This window comes from Actinoplanes sp. NPDC051388 (assembly GCF_055586225.1).
The window spans coordinates 398,169-414,512 of sequence record NZ_JBVJIP010000003.1 but is presented as its reverse complement, the minus strand read 5'-3'; the positions used below and the strand labels follow the sequence as shown (position 1 = coordinate 414,512).

Here is a 16,344-nt window from a genome sequence, read left to right as displayed (position 1 = left end):
GGGGGCCGAGAAAGGAGCAAAAACCCGTGGGGAAAAGACGCGGCGGGGGGGAGGGAACGGTGTGTGTTTCGCTTCTCCCCGGGGGGGGGGGGGGCCCCGGGGGCCCTTTGCCCCCACCATCCACCGCCGGCTGGATCAGCTGGCGGCAACCTCGATCTTGTAGATGTCAGTCTTGGCGAACAGGTCGACACTGACGTTGGTGACCTTCTCGGAGTGGCCGAAGACGTTCTGGCCGAACCGCAGCGGGAGCACCGGCATGTCCTGGACGAGGATGTCCTCGGCCTGCTGCCACTTCTGGATCGCGGCCTCCGGAGTGGCCGCCTCGGAACCCTGCTTGACCAGGCTGTCGAAGGCCGGGTTGGTGTACCCGTAGTAGTTCGACGAGCCACCGGTGCCGTAGAGCGGGCCGAGGTAGTTCTCCATCAGCGGGTAGTCCATGATCCAGGCGAGCCGGATCAGGCCCACCGGCTCCTTGGCCCGGACCTTGGTCAGCAGGTCGGCGAACTTGGGCTCACCCTGGCCGGTGCAGTTCACCCCGAGCGACGCCTTGATCTGGTTGCACATCGCGTCCACCCAGGCCTTGTGCCCGCCGTCCACGTTGTACGTGATCTTCAGCTCGGCGGGACCGCCGGCCGAGGTGTAGAGCGCCTTGGCCTTCGCCGGGTCGTACGTGCAGAACTCCTTGCAGGTGTCCGCGCGGTAGCCCGGCACCACCGGGGACACGAAGGACGTGGCCGGAGTCTGCGACCCGAGGAAGATCTGGTCGGTCATCTCCTTGCGGTTGATCGCCATGGACAGCGCACGCCGCACCTCGGGCTTGGCGAACTCCTTCTGGAAGGTCGGGAAGCCGACGAACGCGAAGTTGGAGTTCGGGCTCTTCTGGAACCGCTCACCCAGGTCGCCCGAGGCCGCGCCGAGGCTCTCGATCGGGATCTGCGTCATCACGTCGACGTTGCCCGCGACCAGGTCGGCGTACTGCGAAGCCTGGTCCTGGTAGATCTTCCAGGTGATCGAGTCCACCTTGGGCACCTCGCCCTTGAAGCCGTCCACCTTGTCCACGACGATCTGCTGGTCGTGCTCCCAGTTGCCGCGGACCTTGAACGGCCCGTTGCCGATCGGGGCCTGCTCATAGGCCTCGGCGAGCACGCCGGGCGCGGAGAACGCGGCCTTGGGCAGCGGGTAGAAGGCGGTGTATCCCATCACGGACTTCCAGCCGGCGAACGCCGCGGACAGGGTGATGGTGAAGGTGGTGTCGTCCACTTTCGCCAGACCGGTCATGGTCTTGGCCTTGGGTTCCGGCGCCTTCTGCGCGCCGTCCTCGCCGTCCGGGTCCTTGGACTGCAGGTCGGCGTAGCCCGCGATGCGCTCGAAGAAGTAGGCCGCGCCGTTGCCGTTCGGACCATATGCGCCGTGGTTCCAGGCGTCGATGTAATTGTCTGCGACCACCGGTTCACCGTTGCTGAATGTGAAGCCCGGCTTGAGTTTGACCGTCCACACCTTGTTGTCGTCCGAGGTGATGGACTCCGCCGCGACCTCGACCGGCTGCTTCTGCTCGTTGAACCTCACCAACGGGTAGAAGAGCGAGTTCAGCACCTGTGAGCCACTGGTCTCCGTCGTGTTCGACGGGATCAGGTGCTGCGGCTCGACGATGCCGATGACGACGCTGTTCGCGGAGGCTTCGCTGTCGTCGGAGCCGCCGCTGCAGCCGGCGGCCAACAGGACGATGGCGGCCGCACCGGCCGCCAGCTTCCATGGGCGTTTCCCAACCATGGGAGTGTCTCCTTCAGGTGGCGCTCACCGGGGTTGTGTGAGTACGGCCACCTTTCCACAGGAAAACGCCTACCTCGTGAGCCCGTTACCAAGACGATATTAGGCGGATACTCCGTGCTCTCTTCTCGACAGTCGCCTAAACGAGGCGGCGGTCGGCGGCCCAACGCGAGAGTTCGTAACGGTTGCTCATCTGGAGTTTGCGCAGGACGTTCGACACGTGCGTCTCCACGGTCTTGATCGAGATGTACAACTCCTTGGCGATCTCCTTGTACGCGTACCCCCGCGCCAGCAGCCGCAGTACCTCGCGTTCGCGGTTGGTGAGCTGGTCAAGCTCGGGGTCGGCGACCGGCACGTCGGGCCGGGCGGCGAACGCGTCCAGCACGAAACCGGCCAGTCGCGGGCTGAACACGGCGTCCCCGTCGGCGACCCGGCGGATCGCCGCGGCCAACTCGTCCGGCGAGATGGTCTTGGTCACGTAGCCCCGCGCGCCGGCCCGGATCAGCCCGATCACGTCCTCGGCGGCGTCGGAGACGGAAAGTGCCAGAAACTTGACCTGCGGGTGGGTGCGGCGCATCGACTCGAGCACCGCGCGCCCGCCGCCGTCCGGCATGTGCACGTCGAGCAGCACCACGTCGGGGCCGGTGGCGGCGATCCGGGAGATCGCCTCGGCCACCGAACTGGCCTCGCCGACCACGTCGACGTGCGCGCCCAGCTCGGCCCGGACCCCCGCGCGGAACATGGCATGGTCGTCGACCAGGAACACGGTGAGCCGTCGTTCGTCGGTCATCGGACTGCTTCCTTTCCTGCGGTGACCCCTTCGCGCGACGCGGGAAGGGTGAGGCGCACCTCGGTGCCGTCACCGACCGCGCTGCGGATCACGGCTTTGCCACCGTGCCTGCGCATGCGACCGACGATCGAGCCGCGGACCCCGTGCCGGGACTCCTCCACCTGGTCGATGTCGAAGCCGGCGCCGCGGTCCCGGACGAAGACGCTGAGCTCGTCCTCTTCCACCTCGGCATACAACGAGACAGTCTGCACCCCCGCGTGCCGGGCCGCATTCACCAGTGCCTCGCGGGCGGCGGCGACCAGGGCGCCCACCCGGTCGTCACAGTCGGTGTCGCCGACCACGACGGTCTCCACCGTGATCGCATAGGTGTCCTCGACCTCGGCGGCGGCCTCCTCGAGCGCGGCGGCGAACCGCTCGGTCGGCGAGGCGGCCGGCTTGTAGAGCCAGTTCCGCAGGCTGCGCTCCTGGCCGCGGGCCAGGCGCTGCACCTCTTTGATGTCGGTGGAGTTGCGCTGGATCAGGGCGAGCGTGTGCAGCACCTGGTCGTGCACCATGGCGGCCAGCTCGGCGCGCTCCTGCTCGCGGATGCGGCCCTCGCGCTCGGCGCGCAGCTGGCTGAACGTGCGCCAGATCAGCGGCGCCACCACGACACCCACCCCGAGCAGCCCGATCAGGGCGAAGATCACGCCGTTGAAGACCGAGGTCAGGTTGCCGGCCGGGGCGTAGACCGCGACCACCCCGATGATGCCGGTGGCGACCAGCACGCCGCCGCCGACGAAGCGGAACAGGAAGGACCGCCGGTCGCTCTCCGCGACCACGGCCGCCAGCCAGGGCGCCTGCGGCACGTCCTCGAACCCGGGACCGCGGCGGCTGGGGTCGGCCTGATGCCAGATCACGCCGGCGCCGAGCGCGATGATCGCGATCAGCCAGCCGGCCGTGCCCGCCACGCCGTTGTCCCCGAAGAGCAGGCTCTGCAGCAGCACGACGCCGATGCCGATCGCGGCGAACGGTACCAGCGAGGCCAGGTTGCGGCGCGGCGGCGGCTCACCGGTGGGCACCTGCTGCGGAACAACCGCCCAGAAGGCCGCATAAAGCAACAGACCAAGACCATTGAATCCCAGGAGTACGACCAGAGCGATCCGCACCGCGACCACGGGCACACCGAGGTGACGCGCCAGTCCGGAGGCGACCCCGGCGATGATGCGGTGGTCGCGTGGCCGGTAAAGACGGCGCGCGGGCGTGGGTGCGGCGGTGGTGGTGATCTCGGTCCTCCTGACGTTCCCTCCGATCGTCACACGCCGCGAGCCGGCAGACCACGGGTAACTACCCCCAGGTCTGCGGCCGCGGGATCTCAGGGTCCCGTCAGGGTCGGTTCCGGAGGCGAGCGGGCACCGCGGACCGTCAGTATCGATGGCATGACCGACGAAGCTGCACAGCCGACGAGTGCGGCATCAACCGCCCCGCCTCCTCCGCCGCCGCCCTATGACCCTCCCCCGCCCGCGGACGATCCGCCGCCGGCCGCGACGCCGCCGCCGTGGTTCGGCGCCGGCCCGGAGGGTGACCGCCCGACGTTCACCCGCGACAAGCTGGTGCGCCCGCTGCGCCCCCGCTACATCGCCGGGGTGAGCAGCGCGCTCGGCAACGCCACCAACACCGACCCGGTGCTGTGGCGGGTGCTGATGGCCGTGCTCGGGCTCTTCGGCGGCGCCGGCGTGCTGCTCTATCTGATCGGCTGGCTGGCCATCCCGGCGGAGAACGACACCGCTTCGCCGATCGAGTCGCTGCTGGGTCGCGGCCGGTCGAGCATGAAGCCGCTGTCGATCATCCTGCTCGGCGGCGCGGCCGTGCTGACCTTCGTCTTCGTGGTCAACGACGGGTTCCGGGCCGCGCTGCTCGCGATCGCCGTGCTGATCGGCGCCGCGGTGCTGCTCAAGCGCAACAACCCGGCGCTGTTCACCTCGCTCATCCCGAACCAGCAGCACCAGCACCAGCCGCATCAGCACCACCATCAGCCGCATCAGCACGCCCAGGCTCCCACGCCGCCGGAGGCACCGCAGCCGCCGTCGCCGGAGGACTCGACCGACCAGGAGCCGCCGACCGTGCCACTGACCGAGCCCGGCACCGAGAAGCTGCCGCCCCGGCCGCCCACCTTCGCGCCGCCCACCAGCGGATACCGCCCGCCGTTCGCGCCGCACGGGCCCTATGCCGGCCCGCCACCGCCGCCGCCCGCGCCGGCCCGCGCACCGAAGCCGCCCAAGCCGCCCAAGGAGAAGTCGAAGCTGGGCAGCGCCACGTTCTTCGGGCTGATCCTGGTGATGGGCTGCGTGACGCTGATCGACCTGGCCGGTGCGAGCGTGCCGGTGTCCGCATACTTCGCCGCCGCGCTGGCGACGATCGCGCTGGGCCTGATCGTCGGCGCCTGGTTCGGCCGGTCCCGTGGCCTGATCGCGCTGGCCCTGCTCGCCACGATGGGCCTGGCCGTGTCGACCGGCGTCGAGCGGGTCGGCGGCCAGGTGGGCAGCAACGTCTACCGGCCCACGACGCTCAACGGGGTGGCCGACCGCTACGACTTCAACATCGGCAACGCCGTCCTGGACCTCCGGCGGGTGAACTTCGCGGACGCCGAGCAGACCACCACGGTGGAGATGAAGCTGGGCCAGGTCGAGGTGCTGCTGCCACCGAACGTGGACGTGACCGTGGACGTCGGCATGAGCGAGGGCCGGGCGGTGATCTTCGGGCACGAGTACGAGGCCCGGCAGGCCGGCGCGCAGCCCTTCACCCACCTGGGGCCGGACGGCGCCGGTGGTGGCACGCTCAACCTGAACATCGTGATGAGCACCGGCAACGTGGAGGTGTCCCGATGAGGCCGCACCGCACCGATGGCGTCTCGCTCGGCTTCGGCACGATCTTCCTGCTGGTCGCGCTCTGGTGGGCCGTCTCGCAGGTGGTGGAACTGGCGCTGCCGATGCTGGGCTGGCTGCTGGCCGGCGTGCTGATCCTCTTCGGTGTGGTGGGCCTGCTCGGGGCGATCCGCTCCGGCCGCCGCCCCGAGGTGCGCGAGCCGGTGACCGCCGAGGCGGTCGTGCAGACGCCCGGCGACCTGCCGCCGCAGATGCACGCCGAGATCGTCCGGGAACTGCTGGACGATCCGGCCGCACGGTTCACCCGGGAGAACCCGGCGGCCACCGCGGAGGACGTCCCGAAGCGCGACTGACCAGGTTGGGGCAATATGCTCGGCACCTGATCGCCCGCCGAGCACATTGCCGCACGCGAGGAGCCCGCACCGTCATGACGCCGTTTCCTGCCGTCTCCACGGCGCCGGTGGCCGGGATCGGCCACCGCGCCGCCCGCGCCCTCACCGCCGAGCTGGCCCGTCGCAACGAGGCCGGCTCGGCGCTCGTGCTCGGCGCCGACCACGCCTCCTCGGTGGTCGCCGCCGCGGTCGAGGCCCTGCTGCCGAACGACACGCTGACCCTGGTGGCCGGCGAGCGCAGCACCGCCGAGCTGCTCCGCGACCACATCGCCGGCCTGGGCAGCTGGGTCGCCGACCGGGTCACGATCCTGGACACCCTGGACGACGCGCAGCCGGCCGACGTGGTGATCGTCGGCGAGCCGCTGACCGGCACCGCCGAGGAGGCCCGGGCCACCCTGGACGCGCTGTCCAAATATCTCAACGACGGCGCCGTGGTCACCGTGGTCACCCCGGCCGTGCCGGGCCAGACCGGCGGCGCCGCGGCCGAGCTGTTCCGGCAGAGCGCGCTCTTCGGCGTCGGCTCCGACCTGGTGATGCGCAACAACCCGCCGGTGCGTGTCCACAAGCTGCGGTTCAGCCCGGCGAACACCACGGTCGCGGCCACGCTGTCGCCGGCATACCGCCCGTCGAGCGTGCCGGTCACCCGGAGCATGCACATCGACTCGAACGGCGTGGTCGCGGCCGGCATCGCGCTCGGCCTGGCCGCGGCCGCCCGCCGCGCCCGGCCCGGCTCCAAGCTCTGGCTGCTCCCGGCCCTGGCCGCAGCTCCGATCGCGGCCTTCTTCCGGGACCCGGAGCGGGACATCCCGACCGACCCGAAGAGCATCGTGGCGGCCAGCGACGGCCGGGTGCTCTCCGTCGAGCACGTCACCGAGGAGCGGTTCGGCGGCGACTTCCTGCGGATCGCCGTCTTCCTGTCGGTGCTCGACGTGCACGTCAACCGCACCCCGGTGGCCGGCCGCGTGACCGACTACTTCGTGGAGGAGGGCGGTTATGCGAACGCGATGACCGCCGCCGCCGAGCACAACGTCGCGGCGTACACCGTGCTGGACACCGACCGGGGCACCGTGGTGGTGGCCCAGCGCACCGGCCTGATCGCCCGCCGCATCGTGCAGCGGGTGCCGATCGGCACGCTGGTGGCCAAGGGCGAGCGGATGGGCCTGATCCGGTTCGGCTCGCGCACCGACATCTATCTGCCGGCCGGCCGGGCGACCCCGGCCGTCACCGTCAACGACAAGGTGATCGGCGGCAGCTCAGTGCTCGCCCGCTGGCGCTAGCGCCGACCGGCGGCCGCGCAGCCACATGAACGGGCCGCTCACCAGATAGGCGCAGACCAGCGCGACGAAGGTCAGCCGCGCGTCGACCAGCGCGCCCACGATCGGCATCAGCCAGAACCACGGCGGCAGCTTCACGATGCGGGCCAGCTTGGCGTAGGGGAACGACGACACCATCGCGAAGGCGAGGACGGCCACCCCGCCGAGCAGCGCCAGGCCGGGCACCGGCAGGTCGATCAGCACGGCCAGCGCCAGCACGGCGGCGGCCATGGTGGTCGGCACGCCGGAGAAGAACTTGCCGTCCTTGGGCGAGACGTTGAAGCGGGCCAGCCGGATCGCGGCGCAGCCGGCCACCATCACGCAGGCGATCGCGGCGGCCGGGGTCGGCACGCTGTGCGCGAGGGAGGCATAGACCACGACCGGAGCGGCGAGCCCGAACGAGCACATGTCCGCGAGCGAGTCCATCTGCGCCCCGAACGGCGACGAGACGCCCAGCTTGCGGGCCAGCGCGCCGTCCAGGCCGTCGAACGCCACGCAGGCGACCAGGCAGGCCGCGGCGAGCCGCACGTCGTCGTGCATGGCCAGCATGATCGCCAGCATGCCGAGGCCGAGGCTGGCCAGCGTGCACGCGTTGACGAGGCTGAACGAGACCCGGCGCCGGGCGGTGTGCTCACCGGGCAGCAGCGCGGGGCAGACGGCGTCGGTGATCGGCGCCGCCGGGAGCGCCGGGCGGGTCCGGACCGGCTCGTATCCGGTGTAGATCACCTCGGCCTGGGTGGCGGTGGCGGCGCGCCCGGAGTCACCGGACCTGCGACGACCCACGCGAACCAGCAGCGCCTGCCGGGCGACGGTGCCGCCACGACGCAACCGGCCGGCCCAACGACGCCCGGCGGGACGGGGACTGTCCGTCGTACGTCGCCGGCGCCAGGGGGTTCTCCGCACGTGCTTCCTCCATGGGATCGTCTGACCCGGCCGCGGCTGTATCACGGCGGGGCGGTGCCACGGCCCGTTCGCACTTACGGGTACCGATTTCGGCGGGTTACACCATTGCACAGCCGATCGTTCCCAAGCGAGTCGCTCACTCGGGAGACGACGCGGCCGTCTATTGCAACGACGCGCTCCGCCGCAGTCCTCCTCCGGGCGGACGGGATGGCCCATCTCACAGGCTCTCCCTGTGACGAGTCTAACTGATCACGTCACCCACGGTTTCTGCTACGGCCGCGCGGGCGATCTCGGTGAGCGGCAGGCGCGCCGCCTCGGCCGGCTCGAACCAGGCCACCGAGTCCGTCGAGCCACCCGCCGCCTCGCTGACCACGGCATCCCCCGGCGCGTCCACCAGCACGCGATAGAGCACCCGGACCACATGCCAATCCATGGGTACGCCCTCCGGCCCGACCGCCGCCGGATTGTGGCGATCGGAGACCCCGATCAACCCCACGATCCGCCCGGTCTGCGAGGTCTCCTCCACCAGCTCACGGGCCAGCCCCTGCTCCGGCGTCTCCCCCGGATCGGTGCCGCCGCCGGGCAGGTGCCAGCGCCCGGCGCTCGGATATCCGGGCGCGATCCGGGTCAGCAGGATGCGCCCGGCCGGGTCCGTGGCCAGGGCATATGCGCTGAACCGCTGGTGTCGGCGGTCGGTCGGGGCGGGCGCCGCCGGCAACGCTCCGAGCGGCAGCTCGTCCGGGATCTGCCAGGTCGCCGCGGGCAGCGGCTCGCCGCCGACGGGCTCGACGTCATAGATGATCCGGTCGGTGTGCACGCGGCCGTCCGCCGACATCTCGGCGGTGACCGCGTGCACGCTCGTCGTGCGTACCGAAAGACCGGTCTGTTCTTGGAAATGCCTGGTCACCGCGTCGGCCGGCGGCTCGCCGTGGCCGAGGAGGCCACCCGGCAGGGCATCACCGGCCAGCAGCATCCGGCCCGCGGAGTCGCGGAGCAGCCCGTGCGCGGAGACCTGTCGAATCGTCACCCGACCCAAGTTAGGTCAAGCGTGCCGCCCGCAGTGCCTCGGCGGTCACCTCGGTGAGCGCGTCGGCGGGCAGGTCGGCGACCTCCTTGAGGGCCATCCAGCGCGCTTCGGAGGTGGAACCGCCCACGTCGCCGACCTCGACCTCGGTCGGCGCGTCGACGATGACCCGGTAGAACGCGCGGACGCCGTGCCAGTCGATCGGGTATCCCTCGGGCCCGAGCGACGCAGCGTCACGGTGGCTCGCTACTCCGAGCAACTTCACCAGGCGGCCCCGCTGACCGGTCTCCTCGACCAGCTCGCGGATCAGCGCGGTGCCGGGTTGCTCGCCATAGTCGGTGCCGCCGCCCGGCAGATGCCAGCAGCCGGCCCCCGGATAGCCCGGCGCGATGCGGGTGAGCAGCAGGTTGTCGTGGGGATCGGTGGCGATCGCGTAGGCCGCGAAACGCTGCGCCCGGTGCAGCCCGTCGGGGCCCGGATAGGCATAGAACGACGGGAAGTCGGGCACGCCCTCCGGCCGCAGATCGGCCGACGCCTCGGGCAGCCCGAGGGCGGCCGCGGTGAAGGCGCGGAGCTTGAGCTTGGCCGCGTCCGCCGGGTCGAACCAGCGGGCCAGGTCGGTGGGGTGGCCGACCCGGTCGAGAAGCGTGCCACCGCGGACCGAGACCTGATAGATCAGGCGGTCGGTGTGGATGGTGACGCCTCGGTGCGGCAGCGACCGCATGTCGGCCAGCACGTCGTGCAGTCCGGAGACGGCGACGGACAGGCCGGTTTCCGCGGCGGTCTCGCGGACGACGGTGTGATTCGGGTCCTCGCCGTGATCGACGGCGCCACCGGGCAGCGACCAGACTCCGGGGGTGCCGGAGCGGGTGGAGGCCCGGACCAGGAGGACGCGGCCATCGGCGTCGTTGCAGACGGCGTACGCGGCGATCCGGCGTAACGGTTCCAATGCGGGGGTCACACAGCGGCATTCTGCCGGGATTGTGTTACCTGCAGAAATCGTCTGTCGGATTCCTGACAGGGCGATAGCGCTACGTAATCGCAGTTCAGAGGCCTGTCGAACGCTCAACGCACACAGGCCGTCACCTGCAGTAAGGGCCTCGAATCAGGGTATGGATCGGGGCCATCACCGAGGTTTTAGGGGCCTCCGGAAGCGCACCGTGGAGGCATGACAACACCAACCGTCACCCCCTACCGCCAGTTGATGCGCCCCCTCGACGACCGCATCGTGGCCGGCGTGTGCAGCGGCATCGGCCGTTACTTCAACGTCGACCCGGTCCTGGTCCGAGTGGGCTTCGCCCTGCTCGCCGTGATCACCTGGGGCGTCTCGCTGCTCGCCTATCCGGTGATGTGGTTCCTGATCCCCGAGGGAGCCGGCGGAACACCCGTCCCCGAGGACCACGTCCCGCCGGCCGACATCACTCCCACTCGATAGTGCCCGGCGGCTTGCTGGTCACGTCGAGCACCACCCGGTTCACCTCGCGCACCTCGTTGGTGATCCGGGTGGAGATGCGCGCGACCACCTCATAGGGCAGCCGCGACCAGTCCGCGGTCATGGCGTCCTCGCTGGAGACCGGCCGCAGCACCACCGGGTGGCCGTAGGTGCGTCCGTCGCCCTGCACCCCCACGCTGCGCACGTCGGCCAGCAGCACCACCGGGAACTGCCAGACCGATCGGTCCAGCCCGGCGGCGGTGAGCTCCTCGCGGGCGATCAGGTCCGCCGCCCGCAGGATCTCGAGGCGGTCGCGGTCGACCGCGCCGATGATCCGGATCGCCAGGCCCGGCCCGGGGAAGGGGTGCCGCTGGACGATCTCCTCGGGCAGGCCGAGCTCGGCGCCGAGCTGGCGCACCTCGTCCTTGAAGAGCGTGCGCAGCGGCTCGACAAGCGCGAACTTCAGGTCGTCGGGCAGCCCGCCGACGTTGTGGTGGCTCTTGATGTTCGCCGTGCCGGTGCCGCCGCCGGACTCCACCACGTCGGGGTAAAGCGTGCCCTGCACCAGGAACTCGACGTGCCGCTCGGCGTCCACCTCGCGGGCGGCCTGCTCGAAGACCCGGATGAACTCGCGACCGATGATCTTGCGCTTCTGCTCCGGGTCCTCGACGCCGGCGAGCGCGCCGAGGAAGCGGTCGGCGGCGTCGACCACCTTGAGGCGGATGCCGGTGGCCGCCACGTAGTCCTTCTCCACCTGCTCGGCCTCGCCCGCCCGCAGCAGGCCGTGGTCGACGAAGACGCAGGTCAGCTGGTCGCCGACGGCCTTGTGCACGAGCGCCGCGGCGACCGCCGAGTCGACCCCGCCGGACAGCCCGCAGATCACCTGCTTGTCGCCGACGCGCGCTTTGATGAGAGCGACCTGGTCCTCGATGATGTTGTCCGGCGTCCAGGTCGGCTCGATGCCGGCGATGTCGTAGAGGAACCGCCTGAGCATCTCCTGGCCCTGCTGGGTGTGCGCCACCTCGGGGTGGAACTGCACGCCGGCCCGCCGGGCGGTGACGTTTTCGAAGGCCGCGACCGGCGCGCCGCCGGACGAGGCGGTGACCATGAAGCCCTCGGGCGCGATCGTCACGCTGTCGCCGTGCGACATCCAGACCGGCAGGTCGCCGGGCAGGTCGCGGAGCAGCGTGCCGGCCTGGGTGGTGAGCAGGGTGCGGCCGTACTCTCGGGCGCCGGTGTGCGCGACCGTGCCGCCGAGTGCCTGGGCCATCGCCTGGAAGCCGTAACAGATGCCGAAGACCGGGACCTCGCTGTCGAAGAGCGAGGCGTCCAGGCCCGGGGCGCCGGGCTCGTACACACTGGACGGCCCGCCGGACAGGATGATCGCGGCGGGGTCCTTGGCCAGCATGTCGACGACCGGCATGTCGTGCGGCACGATCTCGGAATAGACCCGCGCCTCACGCACCCTCCGGGCGATCAGCTGGGCGTATTGCGCGCCGAAGTCGACAACGAGCACGGGCCGGGGGGTCGTCATGACGTGCGAGTTTACCGACGTCAGCGGTGCCAGGTCCGGGTCGGGGTGAGCCGCGCGTTGCCGAGCCGGTCGTACGCCTTGACCTGCACGCTGACGACCTTGCCGAACTTCCAGACCGGAACCGCGAACGAGTAGGCCGAGCCCGCGACCCGCTGGACCAGCTTGCCGTTGGCCCAGAGCTCGAGCTGCTTGACGCCGGCCGGGTCGGTGGCCCGCACCGCGAACGGCGTGGTCTTCGCGATCCCGCGGGTGCCCGAGGCGGCGCCCCGGGTCACGGTCAGCGCCGGCCCGGTGTTGTCCGCCCACACGTTGCGCCGCGCGACCGTCACGTTGCCCGCCCGGTCGTACGCCCGCAGCGACAACCCCACCGTCCCGTTGTATCCGCCGGTCGCCCAGCGGAACGCGAACGGCGCGGCCGAGTCGGTGCCGAGCACCCGGCTGCCGGCCAGCAACTGCACCTTGGCGATGCCGGTGTCGTCGGCCGCGGTCAGGTTGATCGTGGCGAAGCCGTGCACGGTGGCCATCACGGCCGGCGACCGGAACGCCACGGTCGGCTTGGCGCGATCCACGTTCAGCACCGCGACCGAGTTCAGCGCGGCGCCCGCGTCGATCCGCCCGGACGCCGCCGCGACCCAGTTGCCGGCCAGCTTGACCGCCGAGTTGGTGAGCGCCTGCCGGATCCGCGCCGGGGTCGGCCGCGGGCTGGTCGAGGCGAGCAGAGCCGCGACCCCGGCCGCGAAGGGCGTGGCCGACGAGGTGCCGCAGAAGTTGGTGAGCACGCGGGCCAGGTTCTGCGCGACGTTGCAGCCGGGGGCGGCCAGGTCGACCCAGGAGGCGCCGTAGTTGGACCAGGGGTAGCGCGCGTCCCCCGGCGTGGAGGCGCCGACCGCCAGCACGCTCGGGATCGCGGCCGGGTAGTGCAGCGCGGAACTGCCGTTGTTGCCGGCCGCCGCGATCACCAGCGCGCCTTTGGCAACCGCGTAGGCCACCGCGTCGCGCAGGATCTGGCTGTCCGGGGCGCCGCCCAGCGACAGGTTGATGATGTCGGAGCCGCGGTCGGCCGCGTACCGGATGCCGTCGGCGATGTCGCTGTACGACCCGGCGCCCTGCGCGCCCAGCACCTTGACCGGCAGGATCTTGCAGTACCAGCAGATGCCGGCGATGCCGGTGCCGTTGTTGGCGGTGGCGCCGATCACACCGGCGGTCATTGTGCCGTGGCCGTTGTCGTCGGCCGGGTCGCTGTCCTCGTTCACGAAGTCATAGCCGGGCAGCAGCTTGGCGGCCAGGTCAGGCAGCCGCCGGACGCCGGTGTCGACCACCGCGACGGTGACCGAGGACGAGCCGCGGGTCACCGACCAGGCGGCGTTCACCCGGGTCTTGGCGATGCCCCACTGGGAGGCGTAGTCGGCGTCGTTCGGGGTGATCACGGAGGCGTAGGCGGTGTGGTCCGGCTCGACGTAGGTGACGTCCGGGTCGGCCCGCAGCTCGGCGACCGTCTCGGCGACCTCGCTCCGCGGCACCTCGATGGCGCGGGCGTCCGGGATCTCACCGGCGTCGCCGCGCACCCCGACGACCAGCGGCACCGTGGCCTCGGCGGCGGCGGCCGGAGCGGGCACCACGAGCCCACCGATCGTCAGCAGAAGAGCCAGTGCCCGCATCGTTCCCCCGTTCACCCGGGCGGCGGATCCGGCCGGATGACTCCACGGTCGGCGGGAGACGCAGCGACGGCCGGTCCCGTTCGGGAGCGATCACGTTGCCCCTGAGCTGATCTACTCTCTTCGCTATGCGAGACAAGCGGGTTCTCTGGGCGGTGGCCGCGATCGCGGTCGTCCTGGTGCTGACCGGCGCCGGCATCGCCGTGGCTCTGGCCTCGCGAAACGACCCGCCGACGGCGTCCGCGCCGCCGCCCTCCGGACCACCCTCGGTGGCCCCGACCTCGGCCAGTCCGGCGCCGCCCGCGGGCGCGGACATCACCGGCCCGCTCGACCTGCTGCTGGTCGGCGTCGACACCCGGGTGACCATCCCCGACTGGGAGCCGCACGCGGACGCGATCATGCTGCTGCACGTCGAGGAGGACCTGCAGTCGGCGTACCTCTACTCGCTGCCCCGCGACCTGCGGGTGGAGATGCCGGCCTACCCGCCGGCCGGCTTCTCCGGCGGACGGTTCAAGATCACCGAGGCGATGAGCCGCGGCGCCCGGGTGCCCGGCACCGACAAACCAACTGCCAAACAGGGGTACGCGCTCCTGCAGCGGGTCGTCGAGCGCTACACCGGCATCAAGAAGTTCGACGGCGGGGCGGTGCTCACCTTCACCGGGCTGAGCCGGCTCACCGACGCGCTGGGCGGCGTCACCATGAAGATCGACCAGAAGGTGGTCTCCCAGCACCGCACGCCCGACGGCGAGCTGCGGCCCCTGCGCCCGGGCGGCGGCGGTTACACCGGACCGGCCGCGACCTACCTGCCCGGCACCCGCACGCTGGAGGGCTGGCAGGCGCTCGACTACGCGCGGCAGCGCTACACGGCGGGCGGCGACTACACCCGGCAGCGGCATCAGCGGCAGTTGGTGCAGGCGCTGCTGACCAAGGCCGACGACGCCGGGCTGGCCACCGACACGGCGAAGCTGGAGTCGGTGGTGCAGGCGCTGGGCGACACCCTGACCTACACGGGCGAGCGCAGCGTGCTGGAGTTCGCCTATGCCCTGCGCGAGCTGCGCGGCGACAAGATCACCCTGGTCGGGCTGCCGGGCGCCTCGGTGACCAGCGGCGGCGGCTACATCGGCGAGGCGCTGCAGCCGGTCGGGCGGGACTTCCTCAAGGCGGTGGCCCGGGACGCGCCGGGCGCCTTCCTCGCCAAGCACAAGGAGCTGATCGGCAAGTAGGGGGTCAGGGCTTCGGCGGCTGGGTCTTGCCGAAGAGCCAGGCCCGGAAGAGGTCGTCCAGCTGTTTGCCGCTCGCCTTCTCCGCGGCCGCGATGAAGTCGCCGGTGGTCGCGTTGCCGTTCCGGTGTTCGGCCGTCCAGGTCTTGAGCAGCGCGAAGAACGACTCGTCGCCGATCGCCTTGCGCAGCGCGTGCACGGTCATCGCGCCGCGCTGATAGACCGCCGGGCCGAAGATGCCGCCCGGACCCGGCTCGCCCGGCGGCTCCGACCAGGTGAAGTTCGCGTAGCGCCGGTCGAAGTTCGCCTGCACGGTGGCCCGGCCGCGGTGCTCGGACCAGAGCCACTCGGCATAGGTCGCGAAGCCCTCGTTGAGCCAGATGTCCTGCCAGCGGTCGAGCGCCACGCTGTCGCCGAACCACTGGTGGGCGATCTCGTGCGCCACCACACCGGTGTTCGGGCCGCCGGAGAAGAAGGTGCTGCCGTAGACCGGGCGGGTCTGCGTCTCCAGCGCGTAGGAGATCCGCTTGTCGTCGAGCACGATCCCGCCGTACGAGGTGAACGGGTAGGGCCCGAACTGGGTGGCGAGGAAGTCGGCCACCTCGCCGGTGGTCTCGATCGACTGGGCCGCCGGACCGTCCGCGGGCAACGACTCCGGGATCGCCGTGATCATCGGCTTGCCGTGGTGGGTGGTGGTCTCGACGCGATACTTCCCGATCACCACGAAGCTCAGATAGGAGGCCATCGGCGCATCCTCGGACCACGTCCAGGTGGTCTTGCCCGCGCTGCCCGTGCGCTCCCCCGGCACGCCGTTGCTCAGCGCCGTCAGGCCGTCCGGCACGGTCATGGCCAGCTTGAAGGTCGCCTTGTCGGCCGGGTGATCGTTCACCGGATACCAGGTGCTGGCCGACTCCGGCTGCCCCAGGGCAAAACCACCATCCGGGGTACGCAGCCAGCCACCCGACCCGAGCGTGTCGTTCGCCAGCACGTCCGGCGTGCCGGCGTAGTCCACCCGCACGGTGAACGGCTGTCCGTTGCGGACACCGCGGACCGGGGTGACGACCAGCTCGTTGCCCCGCGCGGCATGCTCGGCGGCCACGCCGTCGACGGTGACCGCGCTCGCGGTCAGATGCGCGAGGTCGAGGTTGAGGCTGGACAGGTCCTGCGTGGCGGTCGCCGTGATGGTCGCCGTGCCGGACAGCCGCCCGCTCGCCGGGTCGTAGCCGAGCGCGAGGTCGTAACCGGCCACGTCGTATCCGCCGTTGCCGTACTTGGGGAAATACGGGTCACCGATGCCGTCCGCGCCGGCGCTGAAAGATGGCGGGGAAGACGGGGTCGACGGACTCGCCGCGGGCGGCGTGACCGGGTCGTCACCGCCCGTGCAGCCGCCGGCCAGCAGCACGCCCACCATCGATGCCGCCACGATCACCCGTCTCATGGCACGACAGTATGC

14 protein-coding genes are annotated in these 16,344 nt (G+C 71.2%); 5 read left to right on the top strand and 9 right to left on the bottom strand.

What is annotated here, in order from left to right; all coding sequences use genetic code 11:
• Positions 1 to 135: 135 nt before the first annotated feature.
• The 3 genes from ACZ6TI_RS10410 to ACZ6TI_RS10400 form a co-directional block, all read right to left on the bottom strand.
• Positions 136 to 1,770, bottom strand: a complete 1,635-nt coding sequence (locus ACZ6TI_RS10410; RefSeq protein WP_465344700.1) for a peptide ABC transporter substrate-binding protein — start codon at positions 1,768 to 1,770, stop codon at positions 136 to 138.
• A 136-nt stretch (positions 1,771 to 1,906) separates the two neighbouring features.
• On the bottom strand, positions 1,907 to 2,557 hold the full coding sequence (locus ACZ6TI_RS10405; protein WP_465344699.1) for a response regulator: 651 nt from the start codon (positions 2,555 to 2,557) through the stop codon (positions 1,907 to 1,909).
• Complete coding sequence (locus ACZ6TI_RS10400; RefSeq protein ID WP_465344992.1) at positions 2,554 to 3,759, bottom strand: PspC domain-containing protein; 1,206 nt, start codon at positions 3,757 to 3,759, stop codon at positions 2,554 to 2,556. The genes ACZ6TI_RS10405 and ACZ6TI_RS10400 overlap by 4 nt, the downstream gene beginning before the upstream one ends.
• A gap of 213 nt (positions 3,760 to 3,972) precedes the next feature.
• Between ACZ6TI_RS10400 and ACZ6TI_RS10395 the strand changes: the two genes are divergently transcribed.
• The 3 genes from ACZ6TI_RS10395 to ACZ6TI_RS10385 all read left to right on the top strand — a co-directional run bounded on the left by ACZ6TI_RS10395 (position 3,973) and on the right by ACZ6TI_RS10385 (position 7,087).
• Entirely contained in the window at positions 3,973 to 5,421 is a 1,449-nt protein-coding gene (locus ACZ6TI_RS10395) for a PspC domain-containing protein (protein WP_465344698.1), read from the top strand.
• The gene (locus tag ACZ6TI_RS10390) at positions 5,418 to 5,771 is read left to right on the top strand and encodes a hypothetical protein (protein ID WP_465344697.1); all 354 of its coding nucleotides are present in this window, start codon (positions 5,418 to 5,420) and stop codon (positions 5,769 to 5,771) included. The genes ACZ6TI_RS10395 and ACZ6TI_RS10390 overlap by 4 nt, the downstream gene beginning before the upstream one ends.
• A gap of 74 nt (positions 5,772 to 5,845) precedes the next feature.
• Positions 5,846 to 7,087: a phosphatidylserine decarboxylase gene (locus ACZ6TI_RS10385; protein WP_465344696.1), complete on the top strand. Its 1,242-nt coding sequence runs from the start codon at positions 5,846 to 5,848 to the stop codon at positions 7,085 to 7,087.
• Here ACZ6TI_RS10385 and ACZ6TI_RS10380 read toward each other — a convergent pair.
• The 3 genes from ACZ6TI_RS10380 to ACZ6TI_RS10370 form a co-directional block, all read right to left on the bottom strand.
• Positions 7,064 to 7,849, bottom strand: a complete 786-nt coding sequence (locus ACZ6TI_RS10380) for a CDP-alcohol phosphatidyltransferase family protein (RefSeq protein WP_465344991.1) — start codon at positions 7,847 to 7,849, stop codon at positions 7,064 to 7,066. The genes ACZ6TI_RS10385 and ACZ6TI_RS10380 overlap by 24 nt on opposite strands.
• Positions 7,850 to 8,267: 418 nt before the next feature.
• The gene (locus tag ACZ6TI_RS10375; protein WP_465344695.1) at positions 8,268 to 9,053 is read right to left on the bottom strand and encodes an NUDIX hydrolase; all 786 of its coding nucleotides are present in this window, start codon (positions 9,051 to 9,053) and stop codon (positions 8,268 to 8,270) included.
• 10 nt (positions 9,054 to 9,063) lie between these two features.
• Positions 9,064 to 10,011: an NUDIX domain-containing protein gene (locus tag ACZ6TI_RS10370; RefSeq protein WP_465344694.1), complete on the bottom strand. Its 948-nt coding sequence runs from the start codon at positions 10,009 to 10,011 to the stop codon at positions 9,064 to 9,066.
• 207 nt (positions 10,012 to 10,218) lie between these two features.
• On the opposite strand from ACZ6TI_RS10370, the gene ACZ6TI_RS10365 reads away from it, so the two are divergent.
• Positions 10,219 to 10,485, top strand: a complete 267-nt coding sequence (locus ACZ6TI_RS10365) for a PspC domain-containing protein (protein WP_465344693.1) — start codon at positions 10,219 to 10,221, stop codon at positions 10,483 to 10,485.
• Here ACZ6TI_RS10365 and guaA read toward each other — a convergent pair.
• Positions 10,469 to 12,016, bottom strand: coding sequence for a glutamine-hydrolyzing GMP synthase (gene guaA, locus ACZ6TI_RS10360; protein ID WP_465344692.1), 1,548 nt, complete (start codon positions 12,014 to 12,016; stop codon positions 10,469 to 10,471). The genes ACZ6TI_RS10365 and guaA overlap by 17 nt on opposite strands.
• Positions 12,017 to 12,036: 20 nt before the next feature.
• The gene (locus ACZ6TI_RS10355) at positions 12,037 to 13,674 is read right to left on the bottom strand and encodes a S8 family serine peptidase (protein WP_465344691.1); all 1,638 of its coding nucleotides are present in this window, start codon (positions 13,672 to 13,674) and stop codon (positions 12,037 to 12,039) included.
• Between the two features lie 125 nt (positions 13,675 to 13,799).
• Here ACZ6TI_RS10355 and ACZ6TI_RS10350 point away from each other — a divergent pair, with 125 nt between their 5' ends.
• Positions 13,800 to 14,894, top strand: a complete 1,095-nt coding sequence (locus ACZ6TI_RS10350) for an LCP family protein (protein WP_465344690.1) — start codon at positions 13,800 to 13,802, stop codon at positions 14,892 to 14,894.
• Between the two features lie 4 nt (positions 14,895 to 14,898).
• Here the strand turns inward: ACZ6TI_RS10350 and ACZ6TI_RS10345 are convergent, their stop codons facing one another.
• Entirely contained in the window at positions 14,899 to 16,329 is a 1,431-nt protein-coding gene (locus tag ACZ6TI_RS10345) for a M1 family metallopeptidase (RefSeq protein WP_465344689.1), read from the bottom strand.
• Between the last annotated feature and the right edge of the window lie 15 nt (positions 16,330 to 16,344).

Excerpts from the sequence above, each read along its gene's own strand:
- ACZ6TI_RS10410 (WP_465344700.1), bottom strand. The coding sequence starts at position 1,770 with ATGGTTGGGAAACGCCCATGGAAGCTGGCGGCCGGTGCGGCCGCCATC.
- ACZ6TI_RS10405 (WP_465344699.1), bottom strand. The coding sequence starts at position 2,557 with ATGACCGACGAACGACGGCTCACCGTGTTCCTGGTCGACGACCATGCC.
- ACZ6TI_RS10395 (WP_465344698.1), top strand. The coding sequence starts at position 3,973 with ATGACCGACGAAGCTGCACAGCCGACGAGTGCGGCATCAACCGCCCCG.
- ACZ6TI_RS10390 (WP_465344697.1), top strand. The coding sequence starts at position 5,418 with ATGAGGCCGCACCGCACCGATGGCGTCTCGCTCGGCTTCGGCACGATC.
- ACZ6TI_RS10385 (WP_465344696.1), top strand. The coding sequence starts at position 5,846 with ATGACGCCGTTTCCTGCCGTCTCCACGGCGCCGGTGGCCGGGATCGGC.
- ACZ6TI_RS10365 (WP_465344693.1), top strand. The coding sequence starts at position 10,219 with ATGACAACACCAACCGTCACCCCCTACCGCCAGTTGATGCGCCCCCTC.
- guaA (WP_465344692.1), bottom strand. The coding sequence starts at position 12,016 with ATGACGACCCCCCGGCCCGTGCTCGTTGTCGACTTCGGCGCGCAATAC.
- ACZ6TI_RS10355 (WP_465344691.1), bottom strand. The coding sequence starts at position 13,674 with ATGCGGGCACTGGCTCTTCTGCTGACGATCGGTGGGCTCGTGGTGCCC.
- ACZ6TI_RS10350 (WP_465344690.1), top strand. The coding sequence starts at position 13,800 with ATGCGAGACAAGCGGGTTCTCTGGGCGGTGGCCGCGATCGCGGTCGTC.
- ACZ6TI_RS10345 (WP_465344689.1), bottom strand. The coding sequence starts at position 16,329 with ATGAGACGGGTGATCGTGGCGGCATCGATGGTGGGCGTGCTGCTGGCC.